We start from the raw sequence: 17,748 nt of genomic DNA, 5'->3' as shown, positions 1-17,748 counted from the left end.
GGGAGGTGAGGGTGGGTCAGAGGAAGTACAGGCGGCTGAGCGAGACGCTGTCGGCGGGCTCGGAGCGCAGCGGGTCGCCGTCCAGCGAGACCAGGCCGGTCTCGGTGACCTGCACGTCGCCGATCCGGGCGTTGCGGACCATGTCGCGCGGGCCGATGCCGCGGGTGTTGCGGACGCCGACCCGGCGGCGCCGGGTGGGCATGCCGTCGGCGGCCCGGTCCAGGTAGGCGCCGTCGGCGGCGGCCTGGGCGACGAAGGCGACCGAGAGGTCGGCGGCGGTGGCGCCGTGGGCGCCGAACTGGGGGCCCAGTACGAGGGGTTCGCAGCGGTCCGTGGAGGCGTTGGGGTCGCCCACGACGCCGTAGGCGGGGAAGCCGGCCTTCAGGACGAGCTGCGGCTTGGCGCCGAAGTGGTCGGGGCGCCACAGCACGATGTCGGCGAGCTTGCCGACCTCGATCGAGCCGACCTCGTGGGCCAGGCCGTGGGCGATCGCCGGGTTGATGGTGAGCTTGGCGATGTAGCGCAGGACGCGCTCGTTGTCGTCGCCGCCCTCGGTCGTCCCGTAGGAGCCGGTGCCGTCGAGGGCGCCGAGCTCGGCCTTCATCTTGCCGGCCATGGCGAAGGTGCGGCGCACGGTCTCGCCGGCGCGGCCCATGCCCTGGGCGTCGGAGGAGGTGATGCCGATGACGCCGAGGTCGTGCAGGACGTCCTCGGCGCCCATGGTGCCGGCCCGGATGCGGTCGCGGGCCATCGCGGCGTCGCCGGGGAGGTCGACCTTGAGGTCGTGGGCGGAGACGATCATGCCGAAGTGCTCGCCGAGGGCGTCGCGGCCGAACGGCAGGGTGGGGTTGGTGGAGGAGCCGATGACGTTCTCGACGCCCGCCATCTTGAGGACGTTGGGGACGTGCCCGCCGCCGCAGCCCTCGATGTGGAAGGCGTGGATGGTGCGGCCTTCCAGGACCTTGAGGGTGTCCTCCACGGAGAGGCACTCGTTGAGGCCGTCGGTGTGCAGGGCGACCTGGACGTCGTACTCCTCGGCGACCCGCAGGGCGGTGTCCAGGGCGCGGGTGTGGGCGCCCATGTCCTCGTGCACCTTGAAGCCGGAGGCGCCGCCCTCGGCGAGGGCCTCGACCAGCGGGGCCGGGTCGGAGGAGGAGCCGCGGCCGAGGAAGCCGATGTTGACCGGCCAGGCGTCGAAGGCGTTGAAGGCGTGCCGCAGCGCCCAGGGCGAGTTCACGCCCACGCCCCAGACCGGGCCGAACTCCTGGCCGATGATCGTGGTGACGCCGGAGGCGAGCGAGGCCTCCATGATCCGCGGCGAGAGCAGGTGGACGTGGGTGTCGATGGCGCCGGCGGTGGCGATCATGCCCTCGCCGGAGACGATGGTCGTCCCGGTGCCGACGACGACCTCCACGCCGGCCAGGGTGTCCGGGTTGCCGGCGCGGCCGATGGCGGCGATCCGGCCGTCGATCAGACCGATCGAGGTCTTCCGGATGCCCTGGATCGCGTCGATCACCAGCACGTTGCTGATCACCACGTCGCAGGTGTCGCGGACGGCGGCGGCCTTGAGGTGCAGGCCGTCCCGGGCGGTCTTGCCGAAGCCGGCCAGGAACTCCTCGCCGGGCGCCTGCGAGTCGGACTCGACCCGGACGATCAGACCGGAGTCGCCGAGCCGGATCCGGTCCCCGGCGCGCGGACCGTGCACCGCGATGTAGTCGTGCGGGGTGATGGCGGTCACGATTCCACCTCGGCGTCGTCGAAGTTGGTCAGGTAGCCGGTCGCGCGGGCCTTGGCCAGGGCGGCCTCCTTGGCGCCGGGCGCGTCCAGCGGGCCGTCCACCAGCCCGGCGAAGCCGATCGCGACCCGCTCGCCGCCGATCGGCACCAGGCCGACCTCGACGGTGGCGCCCGGGTCGAAGCGGACCGAGGAGCCGGCCGGTACCGCGAGGTGGGTCCCGTAGGCGGCGGCGCGGTCGAAGGCCAGGCGCGGGTTGGCCTCGAAGAAGTGGAAGTGCGAGGTGACCGAGATCGGCACCCCGGAGGTGTTGTGGACGGGCAGCACCACCGTCTCCTCGACGGGGTCGTAGCCCGTGCCCGCGCCGAGCAGCGCGCCGCCGGGCGCGTCGTCGCCGAGCGAGCCGGCGCCCTTGAACGGGTCGTTCACCACGGCCAGCCGGGTGCCGTCGTCGAACACCGCCTCGACCTGGACCACGGTGACCACGTCCGGGACGCCGGGGAGCACGTCGTCGGCGGTGAGCACGCTGCGCCCGGCCTCGATGGCCTCGGCGAGCCGCCGGCCGTCGCGCGCGGCCTCGCAGACGGTGTCGGCGATCAGGGCGTGCGCTTCGGGGACGTTGAGGCGTACGCCTCGGGCGCGCCGGGCGCGGGCCAGCTCGGCTGCTGTGAAGATCAGCAGCCGGTCCCGCTCGGTGGGGGTCAGTCGCACGGTTCCTCGCTCGCGGTCGCCGGGGGGTGCCGATGGGTGCTGGGGGTGTCGGGGGTGCTGGGGGTGTCGGGGGTGCCGGGGGTGAAGTTAGAACGGCGTTCAAACATCTCGGGTCATTGAACCCGGACCCGGCCGCTCTGTCCAGCGTTGCCCGAAAACGACTCGTACGCATCGCAAACCTGTCCGGCGCGGGCAGTTGGATCACGAGTGCCGCGCCGTGCCCCTTTCACCCCAGGTGATCGGACGCACACTGTTCCAAACGGCGAAAGCTGGGCATGAGGATGGTGGTCAGAACGAGGCGGCGACCCGACCGGCGGGGGATCCGGCAGCGGGTGCCCGGATTGAGGGCGGGGGCAAGTGGTGATGGACGGTCAGTCGCGATTCCCGCGGCAGCGGACGGGCTCGGGGGACGCCTTCCGAGCCAGGCCCCAGGGGGGTGCGCCGGGTGCGTCGGCGGCCACGGGCACGGCGGGCCAGGCACTGCCGAGCATTCCGGCCCCGGGGTGTGCGCTGAACCGCCGGCTGCACGTGACGCTCGACGCGGCCGACCTGGTCGCCGTCGGCGCGGTCCGCCGGCGGCTGCGCTCCGCGCTCGGCCACTGGGGGGTGCCCGAGCTGGCCGACACGGCGGAGCTGCTCTCCTCCGAGCTGGTCACCAATGCGTTGCTGCACACCGGCCAGGGCGCGGTCTTCGACGCGGTGCTCACCGCCGACCTGCGGTTGCGGATCGAGGTCCAGGACAGCGTCACCCGGCTGCCCGGCCGGCGCCGGGGCGCGGACGCCGAGTACGCCACCTCGGGGCGCGGGCTGCTGCTGGTCGAGGCGCTGGCCGACTCCTGGGGGGTCCAGCTGCGCGGGGACGGCAAGGTCACCTGGTTCGAGCTGGTCACCGCCTGAGCTGTTCGAGCTGGTCGCCGCCCGGGCTGTTCGGGCTGGTCGCCGCCCGCGTTCCCGCCGCGTGACGCCCGCCCGCCTCCGCGCGCGTCGCCGCCGCGCCGCTCCGGTGGCCCCGGCGCCACCCGTTCGGCGCAGTTCCCGGACCCCGGCCGACCCGGCGTCCGAGCCGGGAGGACCAGGTCGTTCGCCGCCGAACGGCACCTCCGGGCGAAGGGCGAGCCGAAGATTCCCGGTCCGGTGCCATTGCCGCTCGGCCGAACATTGGCGAGGATGGTGGGAATGTGTGTCCACGTGCGGCAAACAGCGGGGAGACCTCACCTCGACTGGTCGCCGCCCGGCCGCACGGTCCGATCGAGCACCACCCACTCACACTGCCCCGCGGCCAGGCCGGACACCCGGCGCGGCTCGCCACGGCAGCGGCAGGAGCAGCATGCCCACTGAGCCCGAGTCGCCGGGGCCGGCGCTTCCTCCCGGTCAGTCCACGGCCGGGTCGGGGCGGGCGAGACCACCCGCCCAGGCGGTGCGCAGGCACGCACTGCGGACGACGCCCGGACTCGCCGGGGGCCGGCTGGCGCCGATGCTCTCGGGTGGCCTGCCCGTCGCCTCCGGGGACTCCACGCCGGACTGGCTGGAGCCCGCGATGGCCGCCAACGGCATCGGCTCCTTCGACTGGGACATCCGCCGCGACGTCCTGGAGGGCGACCAGCGGGCCTGCGCGATCATGGGCCTGGACGCGGCCGAGCGGGACCGCTTCGACCGCACCTCGTCCTCCTTCCTGGCGCTGCTGCACCCCGAGGACGCGCCGGTGGTGCGCCGCCGGGTCGAGCGCGCGGTCGCCGAGCTGGGCCAGTGCGGCGCCTACTACCGCACCGTCGGGCCGAGCGGGACGATGCGCGCCGTGCGGTTCCGAGGCCGGGTCCTCGCGGACGCCTTCGGCCGGGCCTCGCGGATGGTGGGCTTCATCTGGGACGCCACCGTCGAGCTGCGCAAGCGCGACCGTGCCGACCGGATGGCCCTGCTGCGGGAGGAGCGCTCGCGGTTCATCAAGGAGGCCGCCCGCGCGCTCTCCGAAGCCGTCACCGTCCGTGACGTCGCCCGGGTCTTCACGGAGCTCCCGCTGCCCGGGCTGCCGCCGGACGGCCTGGTGCTGGCCTCCTTCGAGTCCGGCCGGGTACAGATCCTGGGCGCCTCCGGCTACCGGCCCGAGGAGCTCACCTTCTGGGACCGCTCGGTGCTGCCCGCCGACCACCCGGCGGCCGAGGCGCTGCGCAACCGGGCGCCGGTCTTCATCGCCAGCCGCGAGGAGTTCCTGGAGCGCTACGCGAAGGTGTGGACGCCGACCAGCCGGACCGGCCGCAGCTCCTGGGCCTTCCTGCCGCTGGTCGCCAGCGGCCGGCCGATCGGCGTCTGCCTGGTCAGCTTCGACGACGACCGCCAGCTGGACACCGACGAGCGCACCCTGCTCTCCACCCTCGGCGGCCTGGTCGCCCAGTCGCTGGCCCGGGCCCGGCTGCACGACGCCGAGCACGAGCTGGCGGCCGGCCTGCAGCGGGTGATGCTGCCGCGCACCGTCCCGTCGGTGCCCGGCGTGACCACCGCCGTCCGCTACCTGGCGGCCGGCTCCGGCCTGCAGATCGGCGGCGACTGGTACGACGTCGTCCCGCTGCCCGGCGGGCACGTCGGGCTGGTGATCGGCGACGTCCAGGGGCACGACGTGCACGCCGCCGGGATCATGGGTCAGCTGCGGATCGCGCTGCGCGCGTACGCGGCCGAGGGCCACCCGCCGGCGGCGGTGATGGCCCGCGCCTCCCGCTTCCTCGCCGACCTGGACACCGACCACTTCGCCACCTGTACCTACGCCGAGGTCAACGTCGACTACGGCGTGGTCTACGCCGTCCGGGCCGGCCACCTCGACCCGCTGGTCCGCCGGGCCGACGGCACCGCCACCGTGGTCCAGGTGGCCGGCGGGCTGCCGCTGGGCATCGCCCCGGACGAGGAGTACCGGGTCACCCGGTTCAGCCTGGACCCGGGTGAGACGGTGCTGCTCTGCACCGACGGCCTGGTCGAGGCGCGCGGCATGGACCTCGACGACGGGATCGCCCGGCTGGCCGAGGTGGTCGCCGGCCCGCTGGCCGAGCGCCGGGAGGGCCACGCCGACCCGCTGGAGGAACTGGCCGACCGGATCTCCTCCCAGGTCGCCGACTCCAGCGAGCGCGAGGACGACATAGCGCTCCTGCTGCTGCGCTGGGACGGCCCGGAGGGCGGCCTCGCCGCCCAGCAGCTGCGCCGCCGGATCGGGCAGGCCGACCTCGAACGGATCTCCGAGGTGCGGGCCGAGCTGCGGGACGCGCTGCGCCGCTGGGGCGTGGCCGAGCTGGTGGACACCGCCGAGCTGCTCGCCTCGGAGCTGGTCACCAACGCGATCCGGCACACCGACCGGGACGCCATGTTCACCGCCCGGCTCTACCGCGAGGCGGCGGCGGACGGCGGCCGGGCCCGGCTGCGGGTCGAGGTGGAGGACGAGTCCGACCTCTGGCCGACCCGCCGGACACCGGGGGAGCAGGCCTCCTCCGGGCGCGGGCTGATGCTGGTCGAGGCGCTGGCGGACGGCTGGGGCGTGGAGCCGCGCGGCTCGGGCAAGCGGATGTGGTTCGAGCTCACCGCGACGACGCCGGCGGCCTGACCGGCCCGGCTCACCGGCGCCGGCCGGACCGGGGCCGCCCGGCGCCCCTGAGCCGGGCGCGGGTCGTGCGCCGGGCGCAGCTGTCCGGCGCCCGCCCGTCGGCCCTGCGGCGTCCGAGCGGCGCCCGAGCGGCGTCCGAGCGGCCCGGGGCCGGCCGGTGGTGCGCCGGCCGGCGGGCGGCCTCAGCCGAACTGCTGCTCCAGGTCCTTCAGCTTGCGCTCCAGCGAGTCGAGCCGGGGCAGCGCGACGGTGTCCTCCTCCATCGTGAGATCGATGGTGCGCCGCTCCGGGCGGGCCGGCAGCCCGGTCTGCACCACCGGGCCCTCGGCGGCCGGCGCGGGCGGCTCCACGGCGGGCGGCTCCACGGCGGGGCGCTCCGCCATGGGCCCGCCGGCTATGGCGGACTCCTGGCCGGCCTCCAGCTGCCGGGCGGCGCCGCGGCCGCGCCAGGCACTGTTGGAGCGGTTGATGGCCCGGATCTCGGCCCGTTCGCGGCGCCCGGCCAGCCTGCGGCGCTCCTTCTCCATGATCTTCTCCCGCTTGTCCTCGCGGACCTCGTCCACCGCCTCGTCCAGGCTGCGCACGCCCTCCAGCAGCATCAGCGACCAGGCCGCGTAGGTCTCGCGCGGGGCGCGCATCCAGCGGACGATCCGGATCTGCGGCAGCGGGCGCGGGACGAGGCCCTGCTCGCGCAGCGCGGCCCGGCGGGTCTGCTTGAGCGCCCGGTCGAACAGCACGGCGGCCGAGAGCGACATCCCCGCGAAGAACTGCGGGGCACCGGCGTGGCCGAAGCCGCGCGGGGCGTGCACCCAGTTGAACCAGGCGGAGGCACCGGCGAACAGCCAGACCAGCAGGCGCGAGCCGAGTGCGGCGTCACCGTGGCTGGCCTCGCGGACGGCGAGCACCGAGCAGAACATCGCCGCCCCGTCCAGGCCGAACGGGACGAGGTATTCCCAGCCGCCGGAGAGGTTGAGGTTCTGCATCCCGAAGCCGACCAGGCCGTGGAACGACAGCGCGGCCGCGACGCCGGCGCAGCAGAACAGCAGCGTGTACGAGGCCGCGCCGTACAGGGATTCCTTGCGGCGGCGGCGTTCCTCGGAACGCTCCCAGGAATCCGAGCCGCCCGGGCCGGCGGATCCCCGATTCCGGACCAGGGCCAGCAGCAGGGCGGTGACCAGCAGCACCGCAACGCCGGTGACGGCCCAACCGAGCGGTATGTCGGACAATTTCATCGCCTGGACCAGCCTCGCTTTCCTGCGTCGTGATGGCGGGGACCATCATGGCGGATGCTCGGCCCGAGAACGGCCGATTCTCCGTCAATGCGCTGAGGAGAGGGATTTCTGACGTGGGAGAAGTCCCATTGTCGTATTAATTAAGGGGCGCTATTCCCCGGAATTCCGGGGATTCCGGGGGCCTTCCGAAGGCCGATGCCGTCAACTTCGCGTGACGCGGGGGCAGCCGCCGCACATCTCCTCCGGCCGCACGGTGTAGACCAGGCAGCAACTGGCCCGGGCACGGTCGGTGCCCGAAGCACCTTCGGTCGCGAAGCCCGCGCCGGGGGTGAAGGACGGCGCGCACGCGCCGGGCGTGCACGCCCTGGCCACCGGGAGCGCCGGGGCTGCCGCCGGCCCGTCGTCCGCCCGGTCCGGTGCCAGCAGGTCCGAGAGCTCCGCCCGGGCCCGTTCCTCCTCGCCGAGCAGCCCGCCGACGTACCAGAGGCCCTCCACCACCGCGTCGGTCGCCATCGCCCAGAGCATCCGCGGGCTGCGCCGCACCGCCGGGCGGAAGGCGGTCAGCACCGGGGCCAGGAAACCGGCCAGCGCGGTGCGCAGTTCGGCGGCCAGTGCCGCCTCGTCGGCCACCGTCCGGGCGCCGGGCAGCCCGGCCGCCGGGTCGTCCGGCAGGCAGACGAACGCCCCCGGGCGGGCGGTGAGTTCGCCGGTGGCGCGGCGGATCGAGACGTCCTCGGGGGTGAGCAGCGGCACCCGGCGCTCCAGGAACCAGGGCAGGGTGAACAGCAGCGCCGTCGGCCAGCTGAAGCGGTGCAGGCCGAAGCCGGCCGCGACGTCGGGGCGCGGCGGGCGGCCGTACCGGGCGAGCCCCTCCCGGGCGTCGTGGGCGATCAGTTCGGCCAGTGCGTCCGGGTCGGTGAGGAGGTCGGTGCCGCTGATCCAGCCGTCGCCGGTGCGGGGTGGGGCGCTGTGCACCCGCAGTGCGGGGAAGAGCCGGCCGAGTCTGCGGTAGCTGGTGGTGCATGGCGCCGGCGTGCGGGTGACAGCGTGCGCGGGGGTGGTGCGGGGGGCGTACGGCGCGGGGCCGGGTCGGGTGCTGCTCGCGGTCATGGTGCGGGCCCTATCGGGTCGACCGGACCCGTGCCGGACCGTCCGACCCGTGCCCGGTCGGGTTCGGCGGCGGCCGGGCACGGCCGGCCGGGGCCTGGCGGAGCCCGGGAACGGCAAGGCGAACCTGGCCGGAGTACTGCTCACCCCGGCCAGGTTAGGCTCACCTTAGCTGATTGTTCCCCGGGGTTCCCGTTCGACGCGTCCGTCCGGGGGAGCGCCCGGCGTACGCACCGCGCTCAGCTGGCGTGCGAGCCAGACCGGTACGCCCCCGAGCGCCTGGACCAGCCTGGTCGCCTCGGCCCGCAGCCGGACCGCCTCGTCCGGTTCGGAGACCTCGGCAAGCGCCGCCAGCGCGGGTGCCACCCCGACCGTGAAGCCGAGCTGCTCGCGCAGCCGCAGCGAGGCGTCGAACCCCTCCCGGGCCCGGTCGTGGTCCCCGGCGGCCTGGGCCAGTGCGGCCAGGTGCCGCCAGGTGTAGGAGCGCAGCAGCTCGTCCCCGCGCTCGTCGGCCCCCTCGTGCGCGCGGCGGTAGGCGATCCAGGCCGCCGTCGGGTCGCGCAGCAGGTTCTCCGCGACCAGCCCCCGGCGGAAGTCCAGCAGCGGACGCCCGGGGGCGTCCGGCGGCAGCAGCGCCGAGGTGCGTCCGAGCGCCGCCTGCGCTTCGTCCAGCCGGTCGCGTGCGCCGAGCACGCTGGAGACGTAGGCGAGGAACCCGCGGGCGCAGGAGGCGCCCGCGCGCTGCTCGGTGCTGGTCACCAACGCCTCGGCGAGGCGCAGCGCCTGTTCCGCCTGGGTCCAGTTGGCCGCGGTGAACAGGCATTGCTCGATGAGGAGTTCGGCCCGGCCGAGGGCGGCCTCGGGGTCGCGTTCGGCGGCCGGGCGTAACAGCTCCGCGGCCTCCTGCCAGCACGCCCGGGACCGCAGCCGCCATACGGTGTCCCCCGGTTCGCGGGGCGCCGGCCGCCCCCGACCGTCGCGCCCGCCCTGGCCACTCGGGCCCCATCCGTGCTCCGACAACGCCACCTCCTTGTGTGCGCCATCCAGCAGGACGCCGGCCTCTGCCCCCAAGGCCCGCGTTGTGGCGGCAATTCAACACGGGGGTGAGCTTGTGCACCAGATCACGAGCGCAGGTTGTTGCGGGCGAACCGGTTCCGCGCCGATCGCTCCCGGGGGCGGGCGGGGCCACCGGGACGGCCGGGACCGGTGGGCCGGGCAGGCCGACGGCCCGGGCCGCGGGCGGACGGTGTCAGGCGGGCCGGGCCGGTCGGAGCGGGGTCAGGACGTCCAGCCGGTCTCCATCAGCGCCTCGGCGGCGCCGTTGGCGGGCTGGGGCACTCCGGCGAGGTCGAGGCTGAACAGGGCGACCAGCAACTGCTCGCCGCGCACGGTGGCCTGGTGCGAGTAGCCGGCCAGGGTGAACATCGCGGCGGCCATCTCCTCGGCGTGCAGGGTCTGCAGCCAGAGGCACTCCACCGACTTCACGTCGGCCGGCTCGGTCCAGGTGTCCACCTGGGCGACCATCCGGCTGCCGAGCAGGGTGACGCCGTCGCGCTCCTGGGCCTCCGTCAGCTCCAGGTCGTCGAAGCCCAGCCACTCCAGGTAGCGGGCGGCGGTGAACACGGCGTCCTGCGAAGTGCGCACCGGGTGCGGGCGGAACGGCGCGCGCCGCCGCCAGGGGGTGGCCGAGGCACCGGAGCCGCCGGGCGGGGCCGGGACGGGCGCGTTGAGCGGGTGGGCGGGGTGCGGGCGGGAGTTCTGCGGGCCGGCGGTGCCGAGCTGGCCGGTGGTCGCGCTGCCGCCGAGGCGGGTGGTGCGGTCCACCGGCAGCCGCACGGTCGCGCCGCAGTTGCAGGTGAACTCGGGCTGCGGCCACTGGTCGGAGCGGCCGCAGTGCGGGCAGCGCATGTTCAGCCAGGAGTCCTCCCAGGACCGGAACCGCACCTGGACCGGCACGCCGCCGCGCAGCAGCGGCACCTTGAGCGAGGCGCCGCACGGGCAGGGCAGCGACGGCGGCTCGTACAGGTGCTCGCGCCGACAGGCGGGGCAGCGGATCGCCCGGGCGCCACCACCCGCCACCGGCCCGTGCTGTGCGGGGTCGCGTCCGGTGAAGTCGTCGGGCAGTCCGGACATCGCGGGCACCGTCCGTTCGAATCGAGGGGAAGGACGTGTCCCATGCTCCCCGAAACGCGGGGGCCGCGGCGCGGAATGGGGCAATCCTCAGGGACAGATCAGGGGTGTGCGGTCGATCCCTCGTCGGGGAGGAGGAGCCCGCCCCACCCCGTGGGGGGACCGGCCGCCGGTCCGGACCGGGAGAGGATCACCCCGTCGTCCAACGGGCGAGGTCGGCGGGGGTGTCCAGGTCGTCGGGGACGGCGATGTCGGCGCACTCGACGAGCGTGATCCCGTCGGCGTGCGCCGCCAGCAGAGCCCGCGCGCCGGAGTCGCCGGTGGCGCCCGCCGCAGCCTCGGCGAAGTGCCGGGCGCCGATCAGGACGGGGTGCCCGCGCCGCCCCGCGTAGGCCGCCGCCGCCAGCTCGGCGCCGGCCCGGTGGGCGCCGAGCAGCCGGGCCACCGCCGCCGGGGTGACACCGGGGGTGTCCACCAGCATCACCAGGACGGCCGAGGCCTCCGGCGCCAGGGCGGCCAGCCCGGCCCGCAGCGAGGAGCCCATCCCGCCGGCCCAGTCCGGATTGGCCACCAGCCGGCAGCCCGGCAGATGGGCGGTGGAGCGGACCCGGTCCCCGGCCGCGCCCAGCACCACCGTCACCGAGGCGCAGCCGCCGGCCCGGACCACCCCCGCCGCGTGCTCGACCAGCGGCCGGCCCCGGTACCGGATCAGCGCCTTCGGCCGGCCACCGAGCCGCCGCCCGCCCCCGGCGGCCAGCACCAGGGCGGCGACCGGCCGATCACCACCCGTCCGGCCACTGGTCCCCGTGCTGTCGCGCATGGACCCAGCCTGCCCGTCCGGGGTGCCCCGGCGCAGCCGTAGGAAGCCACAGTTGTACGAACGCACAAGGAGAACCCGCAGGTCGGGGCAGCTCCCCGGTGGTTCGGCCGCTGGTATCCCGGCCCGGCTGCCCCTGTACTGGGCCGATGAACACCGCACCGCGCCCGCTGTCGGACCGCTTCGGCAGGGTCCACACCGACCTGCGGGTCTCCCTCACCGACCGCTGCAACCTGCGCTGCACCTACTGCATGCCGGCCGACGGCCTGAACTGGCTGCCGAAGGCCGAGGTGCTGAGCGACGACGAGGTGGTCCGGCTGGTGCGGATCGCCGCCGGGCGGCTGGGCATCGGCTCCGTCCGGCTGACCGGGGGCGAGCCGCTGCTGCGCCGCGGCCTGCCCGACCTGGTCCGGCGGATCACCGCCCTCGGCCCCGAGGTCTCGCTGACCACCAACGGCATCGGCCTGGCCCGCACCGCCGACGCGCTGCACCGGGCCGGCCTGCACCGGGTGAACGTCAGCCTGGACACCCTGCGCCCCGAGCGGTACGCGGCGATCACCCGCCGGGACCGGCTCGCCGACGTCCTCGCCGGCCTGGCCGCCGCGCAGGCCGCCGGGCTCGCGCCGGTGAAGGTCAACGCGGTGCCGGTGCGCGGGGTCAACGACGACGAGATCCTCGACCTGGTGGAGTTCGCCGCCGAGCACGGCTACCGGATGCGGTTCATCGAGTCCATGCCGCTGGACGCGCAGGGCGCCTGGGACCGGGCGACGATGGTCACCGCCGACGAGATCCTCGCCGTCCTCGGCACCCGGTGGGACCTCGTCCCGGTCGGCCGGCACGGGAACGCGCCGGCCGAGGAGTGGCGGATCGCCGGCACCGACACCGTGGTCGGCGTGATCGCGTCCGTCACCCGCCCGTTCTGCGGCGGCTGCGACCGCGTCCGCCTCACCGCCGACGGCCAGTTGCGCAACTGCCTGTTCGCCACCGAGGAGTCCGACCTGCGGGCACTGCTGCGCGGCGGCGCGGACGACGACCGGATCGAGGCCGCCTGGCGGGCCACCATCGGGCGCAAGGGCCCCGGCCACGCGATCAATTCGGCCGATTTCGTCCAGCCGGACCGGCCGATGTCCGCGATCGGGGGCTGAGCCCGGGCGGGCGGTGGCGGGGCGGGGTCGGGCGGGCGCCGGGGTGTGAGCTTCGACATGCTCGAACGCTCCGTGCCGCGCCGCCTTGACGGCCCGTGGGGCGACTGGTCTGCTGGGGCGCCGTCAGCCACCCCCCCAGTCCGGGAGTCCCCGTGCCCGCCCGCCGCACCGCCCTGCTCGCCGCCGTCGCCTTCCTGATATCCACGCCGGCGCTGGCCGGTTGCACCGGGGGTGCCGGGAAGCCGGCCACCGAGGCGGCCGGGCCCGCCGGCGCGGGCACCAGCCCGCTGCAGAATCCCGACGGCACCAGGCCCGGCCTGGCGCCGCTGACCACGCCCGAGGAACGGAAGGCCGGCCGCGACATCATCGCCAATGTCACCACCGCCGCCGCCGGACCCAAGGACGGCTACGACCGCGACGAGTTCGGCCCGGCCTGGACGGACAACGTCGACGGCGTCCCGGGCGGCCACAACAACTGCGACACCCGCAACGACCTGCTGGCCCGGGACGGCCGCTCGGTCGAGCACAAGGACGGTTCGGCCTGCACCGTCACCGCCATGACCATCGACGACCCGTACACCGGGAAGACCGTCCGGTGGAGCAAACAGCAGGCCTCGAAGATCCAGATCGACCATGTGATGCCGCTGTCCTACGACTGGCAGATGGGCGCGTCGACGTGGGACAAGGCCAAGCGCGTGCAGATCGCCAACGATCCGCTCAACCTCGTCCCGGCCGACGGCTCGCAGAACGCCTCCAAGGGCGACTCCGGTCCCGCCGCCTGGCTCCCGGCCAACACCGCCGTCCGCTGCTCGTACGCGGTGCGCTTCGCCCAGGTCTCGCTGAAGTACCGACTGCCCGTCACCGAGGCGGACAAGAGGGCCATGCTCCAGCAGTGCGGCGGTTGAGGAAACGTTCCGTCACGCTTTGCCCCCCTTCGCCGTCCGCCGGCCGATCACGATATGACCGGTGTGACGGTCAGGTGATATTCGTGTGCGGTGCATTCGATGATCACCCGGTTCTCCCGGCGCGCCCTGCCCGCGGCCGTCGCCGCCGCCCTCCTGGCCGGCTGCGCCGGCTCGGGCGGATCCACCGCCACCGACGCGGCCTCCGGCACGCCGTCACCGGCCGCCGCCCCGGCCACGCCCAGCGCGTCGCCGACCACCCCGCCCACGCCGACGCCCAGGCCCACCGGCGCGGCCGACCCGGCACTCAAGCCCTTCTACGGCCAGCAGATCGCCTGGGCGCCCTGCGCCGACGACCCGAAGACCGCCAAGGTCGACGAGTCGGTGCTGCAGTGCGGCTCGCTCAACGTCCCGCTGGACTACGCCCATCCGGCCGGCGACCCGCTGGCCGTGGCCGTCGTCCGGGTCCCCGTCGCCAGGCAGGACCAGCGGCTCGGCTCCCTGCTGGTCAACCCCGGCGGGCCCGGCGGCTCCGGCGTCGGCATGGTCAAGGCCGCCCCCGCGCAGTTCGACGGCCCGATGCACGACCGCTTCGACGTGGTCGGCTTCGACCCGCGCGGCGTCGGTCTGACCACGCCGCTGAACTGCCTGGACGACAAGGCCCGCGACGAGTGGCTCGCCACCGACACCCCGGGCGACGACCACGGCAAGGTGCTCGCCGACGCCTGCCAGGCCAAGTTCGCCAAGCTGCTGCCGTTCATCGGCACCCGCGACACCGCCCGCGACATGGACGTCCTGCGGGCCGCGCTGGGCGACCAGAAGCTCAACTACTTCGGCATGTCGTACGGCACCTACCTCGGCAGCCTCTACGCCGAGGAGTTCCCCGACCGGGTCGGGCGGCTGGTGCTGGACGGTGCGGTCGACCCGTCCGTGCCGCTGGCCCAGCACAACATCGTGCAGTACGCGGGGTTCGAGCGCTCGCTGCGGCTCTTCGCCGCGTACTGCGCGAAGCAGGACCAGTGCCCGCTCGGCAAGGACCCGGCCAAGGCGGCCGACAAGCTCGCGGAGTTCCTCGACGGGCTCAAGGCGAAGCCGCTCACCACCACGAGCGGGCGCGCCCTCACCGCCAACGCCGCCTGGGCCGGCGTGCTCGACAGCCTCTACGGCGACGAGAAGACCTGGGACGCGCTGCGCAACGACCTCGGGTGGGCCATGGTCCGGAGCAAGGGCGACAACCTGCTCGCCCGCGCGGACGGCGCCTACGGCCGTGACGAGAAGGGCCACTACGGAGTCTCCGCCGACGCCTACACCGCCATCCACTGCGCCGACGGCGCGACCGCCGTCCCGACCGGCGAGGCCCTCCAGGCCGCGTACGCCGACCTGGCGGCGAAGGCCCCGCTGATCACCCGGCACGAGCCGAGCCTGGCGCTGTTCGACCCCGACTGCCGTGCCTGGCCGTTCCGTTCCGCCGAGCAGCCGCACCCGATCGTCTCGAAGAGCGATGCCCCGATCGTGGTGGTCGGCTCGACCGGCGACGCGGCGACGCCCTACGCCTCGGCCGAGAAGCTCGCCGCCCAGCTCGGCAACGCCGTCCTGCTCACCCGCGAGGGCGAGGGCCACATCGGCTACGGGCGGAGCAAGTGCGTCCGGGCCGCGGTCGACGCCTTCCTGACGGACGGCACCGCGCCGGCCGCCGGAACGCGCTGCCCGACCGACTGATCCGCGCCGGACGACGACGGAGGGGACGCACCGCCGCCGGGCGGTGCGTCCCCTCCGTCGTTCTCCCGCGGCTCCCGGCTCAGGAGGTGCGGCTCAGGGGGCGGGCGTCTGCGTCAGGTCGTAGAAGGTGGTGCCGCCCACCGTCTTCGCGGTGAAGTGGCTCGCCACCCAGGTCTCGATCTGGGCGGTCTGCGACTCCTGGGCGCCGCCGTCGGCACCGGCGGTCGGACCGGCGGTCGCGGCGGTCGCGGCGGGATCGGTGCTGGTGCCGGTCCCGGTGCCCGTGCCCGTGCCGGGGCCGGCCGTCCGGCGGGAGCCGCCGCTGATGAACCAGTGCACCTTGCCCTCCCGGACGTACTGCCGGAAGGCGTCCAGGCCGAGCGACGGGTCGGTGCCGTTGAAGCCGCCGAGGGCCATCACCGGTTCGCCCGAGGCGAGTTGGTAGCTGGCGGCGGTCTGCGAGCCGCCGGTCGCGGCGGCCCAGGTGTAGCGGTCGGCGTCCTGCCGGAGCAGGGCGGCGGCCTCGTCGCTCACGCTGGCGCCGTTCAGCAGCCCGCCGATGCCGCCGGGGGCGCCGCCGGCCATTCCGCCGCCGCCGAAGCCACCCGTGCCGCCGAAGCCGCCGGCTGCGCCGCGTCCGTTGCGGCCGCCGCCCGTCCCGTCGCCGCCCGTCCCGTCGCCGCCCGTGCCGCCCGCGCCGTTCGCGGCGCCGCCGGGCAGCTGCCCGGGCGCGCCGCCCTGACCGGGCGAGCCCTGCTGCCCGTTGAGGAAGAACCGGCCGTCGCCGCCGGGCGGCATCCCGCGCATCCCGCCCGGGCCCATCCCCCGCCCGCCCGCGACCGCCGGACCGGCCGTCACGATCGAGCCGGTGTGCGGCGTGTTCACGGTGTCCACCGCGTACGCCGCCGGACCGCCCAGCGCCGCCGCCAGACCCACCAGCCCGACCGTCGTGGCGAGCCGTGCCGCCAGCCGCCCGGCCAGCAGCAGCGCCGCCCCGGCGGCGAGCCCGCCGACCAGGACCGCCCAGCGCAGCCACGGCAGGAAGTCCGCGCTGCGCCCGAGCAGGACGTACGCCCAGACCGCCGTGACCGCCAGCGTGGCGCCCAGCACCGCGGCGTAGGGCAGCCGGTGCCGGACCCGCCAGAGGCCGTCGACGCCCATGCCGACCAGCGCCGCGACCGCCGGGGCCAGCGCCACCGTGTAGTACTGGTGGAAGATGCCGGACATGAAGCTGAAGGTCAGCGCGGTGCAGACCAGCCAGCCGCCCCAGACCAGGAAGGCCGCCCGGGCGGTGTCGGTGCGGGCGTAGCGGCGGGTCGCCCAGAGCCCGAGCAGCAGCAGGATCAGCGCGGCCGGCATCAGCCAGGCGATCTGCCCGCCGATGTCGCCGTCGAACAGCCGGGTGATGCCGGTCTCGCCCCAGCCGCCGCCGCCCATCGCGCGGCCGCCGCCGGGCGGTGCCTCGGCCCCGCCCATCAGCCGGGCGCCACCGCCGCCGACACTGCCGGTCTCGTCGCCGTTGAGCCGGCCGAAGCCGTTGTAGCCGAAGGTGAGCGAGAGGAAGCTGTTGTCCTGCGAGCCGCCGATGTACGGGCGGGCCGAGGCCGGTACCAGCTCGACCACCGCCACCCACCAGCCGCCCGCCACCACCATGGCCAGGCCGGCGGCCAGCAGTTGCCGCACCCGCCGCCAGAGCCCGGTCGGCGCGACCACCAGGTAGACCAGCGCGAACGCGGGCAGCACGAGGAAGGCCTGGAGCGTCTTGGTGAGGAAGGCCAGTCCGAACATCACCCCGGTGAACACCAGCCACCGGGTGCCGGCCGCCTCGGTGGCCCGCAGCAGGCCGTACGCGGCCAGCGTGAGCAGCAGCACCAGCAGCGCGTCCGGGTTGTTGAACCGGAACATCAGCGCCGCCACCGGGGTCAGCGCCAGCGCACCCCCGGCCAGCAGGCCGCCGAGCGGCGAGAACCGGCGGCGCACCGTCGCGTACAGGGTGGCCACCGTGGCGACCGCCATCAGCGCCTGCGGGGCCAGCACCGACCAGGAGGAGAGGCCGAAGAGGCGGGCGGAGAGCGCCATCGGCCAGAGCGCGAGCGGCGGCTTGTCGACGGTGATGAAGTTCCCGGCGTCCGAGGAGCCGTAGAAGAAGGCCTTCCAGCTCTGGCTGCCCGCCTGGGCGGCCGCCGAGTAGAAGGAGTTGGCCCAGCCGGAGGCGCTCAGGCCCCAGAGGTAGAGGACGGCGGTGGCGGCCAGCAGCGCCAGCAGCGCGGGGCGCACCCAGCGCGGGTCGTCGGCGCGGCCGCGCCAGGACCGGGCCGCCAGGGTGCGCAGCCGGCCGGCCCAGGACGACGGGCCCTTGGGACCGGCGGCGGGTGGCGGGCACGGCGGGAAGAGCGCCTCGGCCGGCGCGGGGGCGGGAGCCGCTCCGGGGACGGGGGCGGGGCCGGGGAGCCCGGGGGCCGGCTGCGGCACCTCCGGCGGCGGATAGTTCGCGGCCTCCGGCCACGGTTCGCCGGCCGGAGGGGAGAAGCTGGTCGTGGTCATGGACGCTACGCTCGGCCGCCCGGCTGAGAGGACCGTGAGACCGGGCTGTGAGCCGTCTCTAATCCTGCCGGGGCGGTGCGGACGGCCACGTGCGCACGGCCCCGGCGGCCGCGGCGGGTCGGTGCGC

The 17,748-nt window shown here is 75.3% G+C and carries 13 protein-coding genes; 5 read left to right on the top strand and 8 right to left on the bottom strand.

Features of this window, described 5'->3' with window-relative positions; translation table 11 throughout:
- Positions 1 to 16: 16 nt before the first annotated feature.
- On the bottom strand, positions 17 to 1,738 hold the full coding sequence (locus OG618_RS10790; RefSeq protein WP_396486802.1) for an urease subunit alpha: 1,722 nt from the start codon (positions 1,736 to 1,738) through the stop codon (positions 17 to 19).
- Entirely contained in the window at positions 1,735 to 2,445 is a 711-nt protein-coding gene (locus OG618_RS10785) for an urease subunit gamma (RefSeq protein ID WP_329487126.1), read from the bottom strand. The genes OG618_RS10790 and OG618_RS10785 overlap by 4 nt, the downstream gene beginning before the upstream one ends.
- 528 nt (positions 2,446 to 2,973) lie before the next feature.
- Here OG618_RS10785 and OG618_RS10780 point away from each other — a divergent pair.
- Together OG618_RS10780 and OG618_RS10775 are read left to right on the top strand one after the other, a co-directional pair.
- The gene (locus OG618_RS10780) at positions 2,974 to 3,342 is read left to right on the top strand and encodes an ATP-binding protein (protein WP_329487125.1); all 369 of its coding nucleotides are present in this window, start codon (positions 2,974 to 2,976) and stop codon (positions 3,340 to 3,342) included.
- A 430-nt stretch (positions 3,343 to 3,772) separates the two neighbouring features.
- On the top strand, positions 3,773 to 6,025 hold the full coding sequence (locus OG618_RS10775; protein ID WP_329487124.1) for an ATP-binding SpoIIE family protein phosphatase: 2,253 nt from the start codon (positions 3,773 to 3,775) through the stop codon (positions 6,023 to 6,025).
- 182 nt (positions 6,026 to 6,207) lie between these two features.
- Here OG618_RS10775 and OG618_RS10770 read toward each other — a convergent pair whose 3' ends face one another.
- From OG618_RS10770 to OG618_RS10750, 5 genes are all read right to left on the bottom strand, one after another.
- The gene (locus tag OG618_RS10770; protein ID WP_329487123.1) at positions 6,208 to 7,257 is read right to left on the bottom strand and encodes a DUF2637 domain-containing protein; all 1,050 of its coding nucleotides are present in this window, start codon (positions 7,255 to 7,257) and stop codon (positions 6,208 to 6,210) included.
- Positions 7,258 to 7,458: 201 nt separating this feature from the next.
- The gene (locus OG618_RS10765; protein ID WP_329487122.1) at positions 7,459 to 8,367 is read right to left on the bottom strand and encodes a (2Fe-2S)-binding protein; all 909 of its coding nucleotides are present in this window, start codon (positions 8,365 to 8,367) and stop codon (positions 7,459 to 7,461) included.
- Positions 8,368 to 8,532: 165 nt separating this feature from the next.
- Positions 8,533 to 9,384 carry a hypothetical protein gene (locus tag OG618_RS10760; protein WP_329487121.1) on the bottom strand — a complete coding sequence of 284 codons (852 nt, stop codon included), beginning with the start codon at positions 9,382 to 9,384 and terminating at the stop codon, positions 8,533 to 8,535.
- Positions 9,385 to 9,642: 258 nt separating this feature from the next.
- Positions 9,643 to 10,497 (bottom strand): hypothetical protein, encoded by an 855-nt coding sequence (locus tag OG618_RS10755; RefSeq protein ID WP_329487120.1) that lies wholly within the window; start codon positions 10,495 to 10,497, stop codon positions 9,643 to 9,645.
- A gap of 187 nt (positions 10,498 to 10,684) precedes the next feature.
- Positions 10,685 to 11,314, bottom strand: coding sequence for a nucleotidyltransferase family protein (locus tag OG618_RS10750; protein WP_329487119.1), 630 nt, complete (start codon positions 11,312 to 11,314; stop codon positions 10,685 to 10,687).
- Between the two features lie 146 nt (positions 11,315 to 11,460).
- Here OG618_RS10750 and moaA point away from each other — a divergent pair, with 146 nt between their 5' ends.
- The 3 genes from moaA to OG618_RS10735 all read left to right on the top strand — a co-directional run bounded on the left by moaA (position 11,461) and on the right by OG618_RS10735 (position 15,077).
- Positions 11,461 to 12,456 carry a GTP 3',8-cyclase MoaA gene (gene moaA / locus OG618_RS10745; RefSeq protein WP_329487118.1) on the top strand — a complete coding sequence of 332 codons (996 nt, stop codon included), beginning with the start codon at positions 11,461 to 11,463 and terminating at the stop codon, positions 12,454 to 12,456.
- Positions 12,457 to 12,608: 152 nt separating this feature from the next.
- A complete protein-coding gene (locus OG618_RS10740) occupies positions 12,609 to 13,361 on the top strand; it encodes an HNH endonuclease family protein (protein WP_442906779.1) in 753 nt (250 codons plus the stop codon).
- A 99-nt stretch (positions 13,362 to 13,460) separates the two neighbouring features.
- Entirely contained in the window at positions 13,461 to 15,077 is a 1,617-nt protein-coding gene (locus OG618_RS10735) for an alpha/beta hydrolase (RefSeq protein WP_329487117.1), read from the top strand.
- 93 nt (positions 15,078 to 15,170) lie between these two features.
- On the opposite strand, the gene OG618_RS10730 is transcribed toward OG618_RS10735, so the two are convergent.
- Positions 15,171 to 17,621 carry a glycosyltransferase family 39 protein gene (locus OG618_RS10730; protein ID WP_329487116.1) on the bottom strand — a complete coding sequence of 817 codons (2,451 nt, stop codon included), beginning with the start codon at positions 17,619 to 17,621 and terminating at the stop codon, positions 15,171 to 15,173.
- Positions 17,622 to 17,748: the final 127 nt, after the last annotated feature.

The organism is Kitasatospora sp. NBC_01246 (genome assembly GCF_036226505.1).
Lineage (GTDB): Bacteria > Actinomycetota > Actinomycetes > Streptomycetales > Streptomycetaceae > Kitasatospora.
Note: the sequence above shows the minus strand (reverse complement) of the source record. Positions and strands in the feature narration are given on the sequence as shown.

Bases quoted from the DNA above. Each gene is read 5' to 3' on its own strand.
- OG618_RS10775 (WP_329487124.1), top strand. From the start codon at position 3,773: ATGCCCACTGAGCCCGAGTCGCCGGGGCCGGCGCTTCCTCCCGGTCAG.
- OG618_RS10770 (WP_329487123.1), bottom strand. From the start codon at position 7,257: ATGAAATTGTCCGACATACCGCTCGGTTGGGCCGTCACCGGCGTTGCG.
- OG618_RS10765 (WP_329487122.1), bottom strand. From the start codon at position 8,367: ATGACCGCGAGCAGCACCCGACCCGGCCCCGCGCCGTACGCCCCCCGC.
- OG618_RS10755 (WP_329487120.1), bottom strand. From the start codon at position 10,497: ATGTCCGGACTGCCCGACGACTTCACCGGACGCGACCCCGCACAGCAC.
- OG618_RS10750 (WP_329487119.1), bottom strand. From the start codon at position 11,314: ATGCGCGACAGCACGGGGACCAGTGGCCGGACGGGTGGTGATCGGCCG.
- moaA (WP_329487118.1), top strand. From the start codon at position 11,461: ATGAACACCGCACCGCGCCCGCTGTCGGACCGCTTCGGCAGGGTCCAC.
- OG618_RS10735 (WP_329487117.1), top strand. From the start codon at position 13,461: ATGATCACCCGGTTCTCCCGGCGCGCCCTGCCCGCGGCCGTCGCCGCC.
- OG618_RS10730 (WP_329487116.1), bottom strand. From the start codon at position 17,621: ATGACCACGACCAGCTTCTCCCCTCCGGCCGGCGAACCGTGGCCGGAG.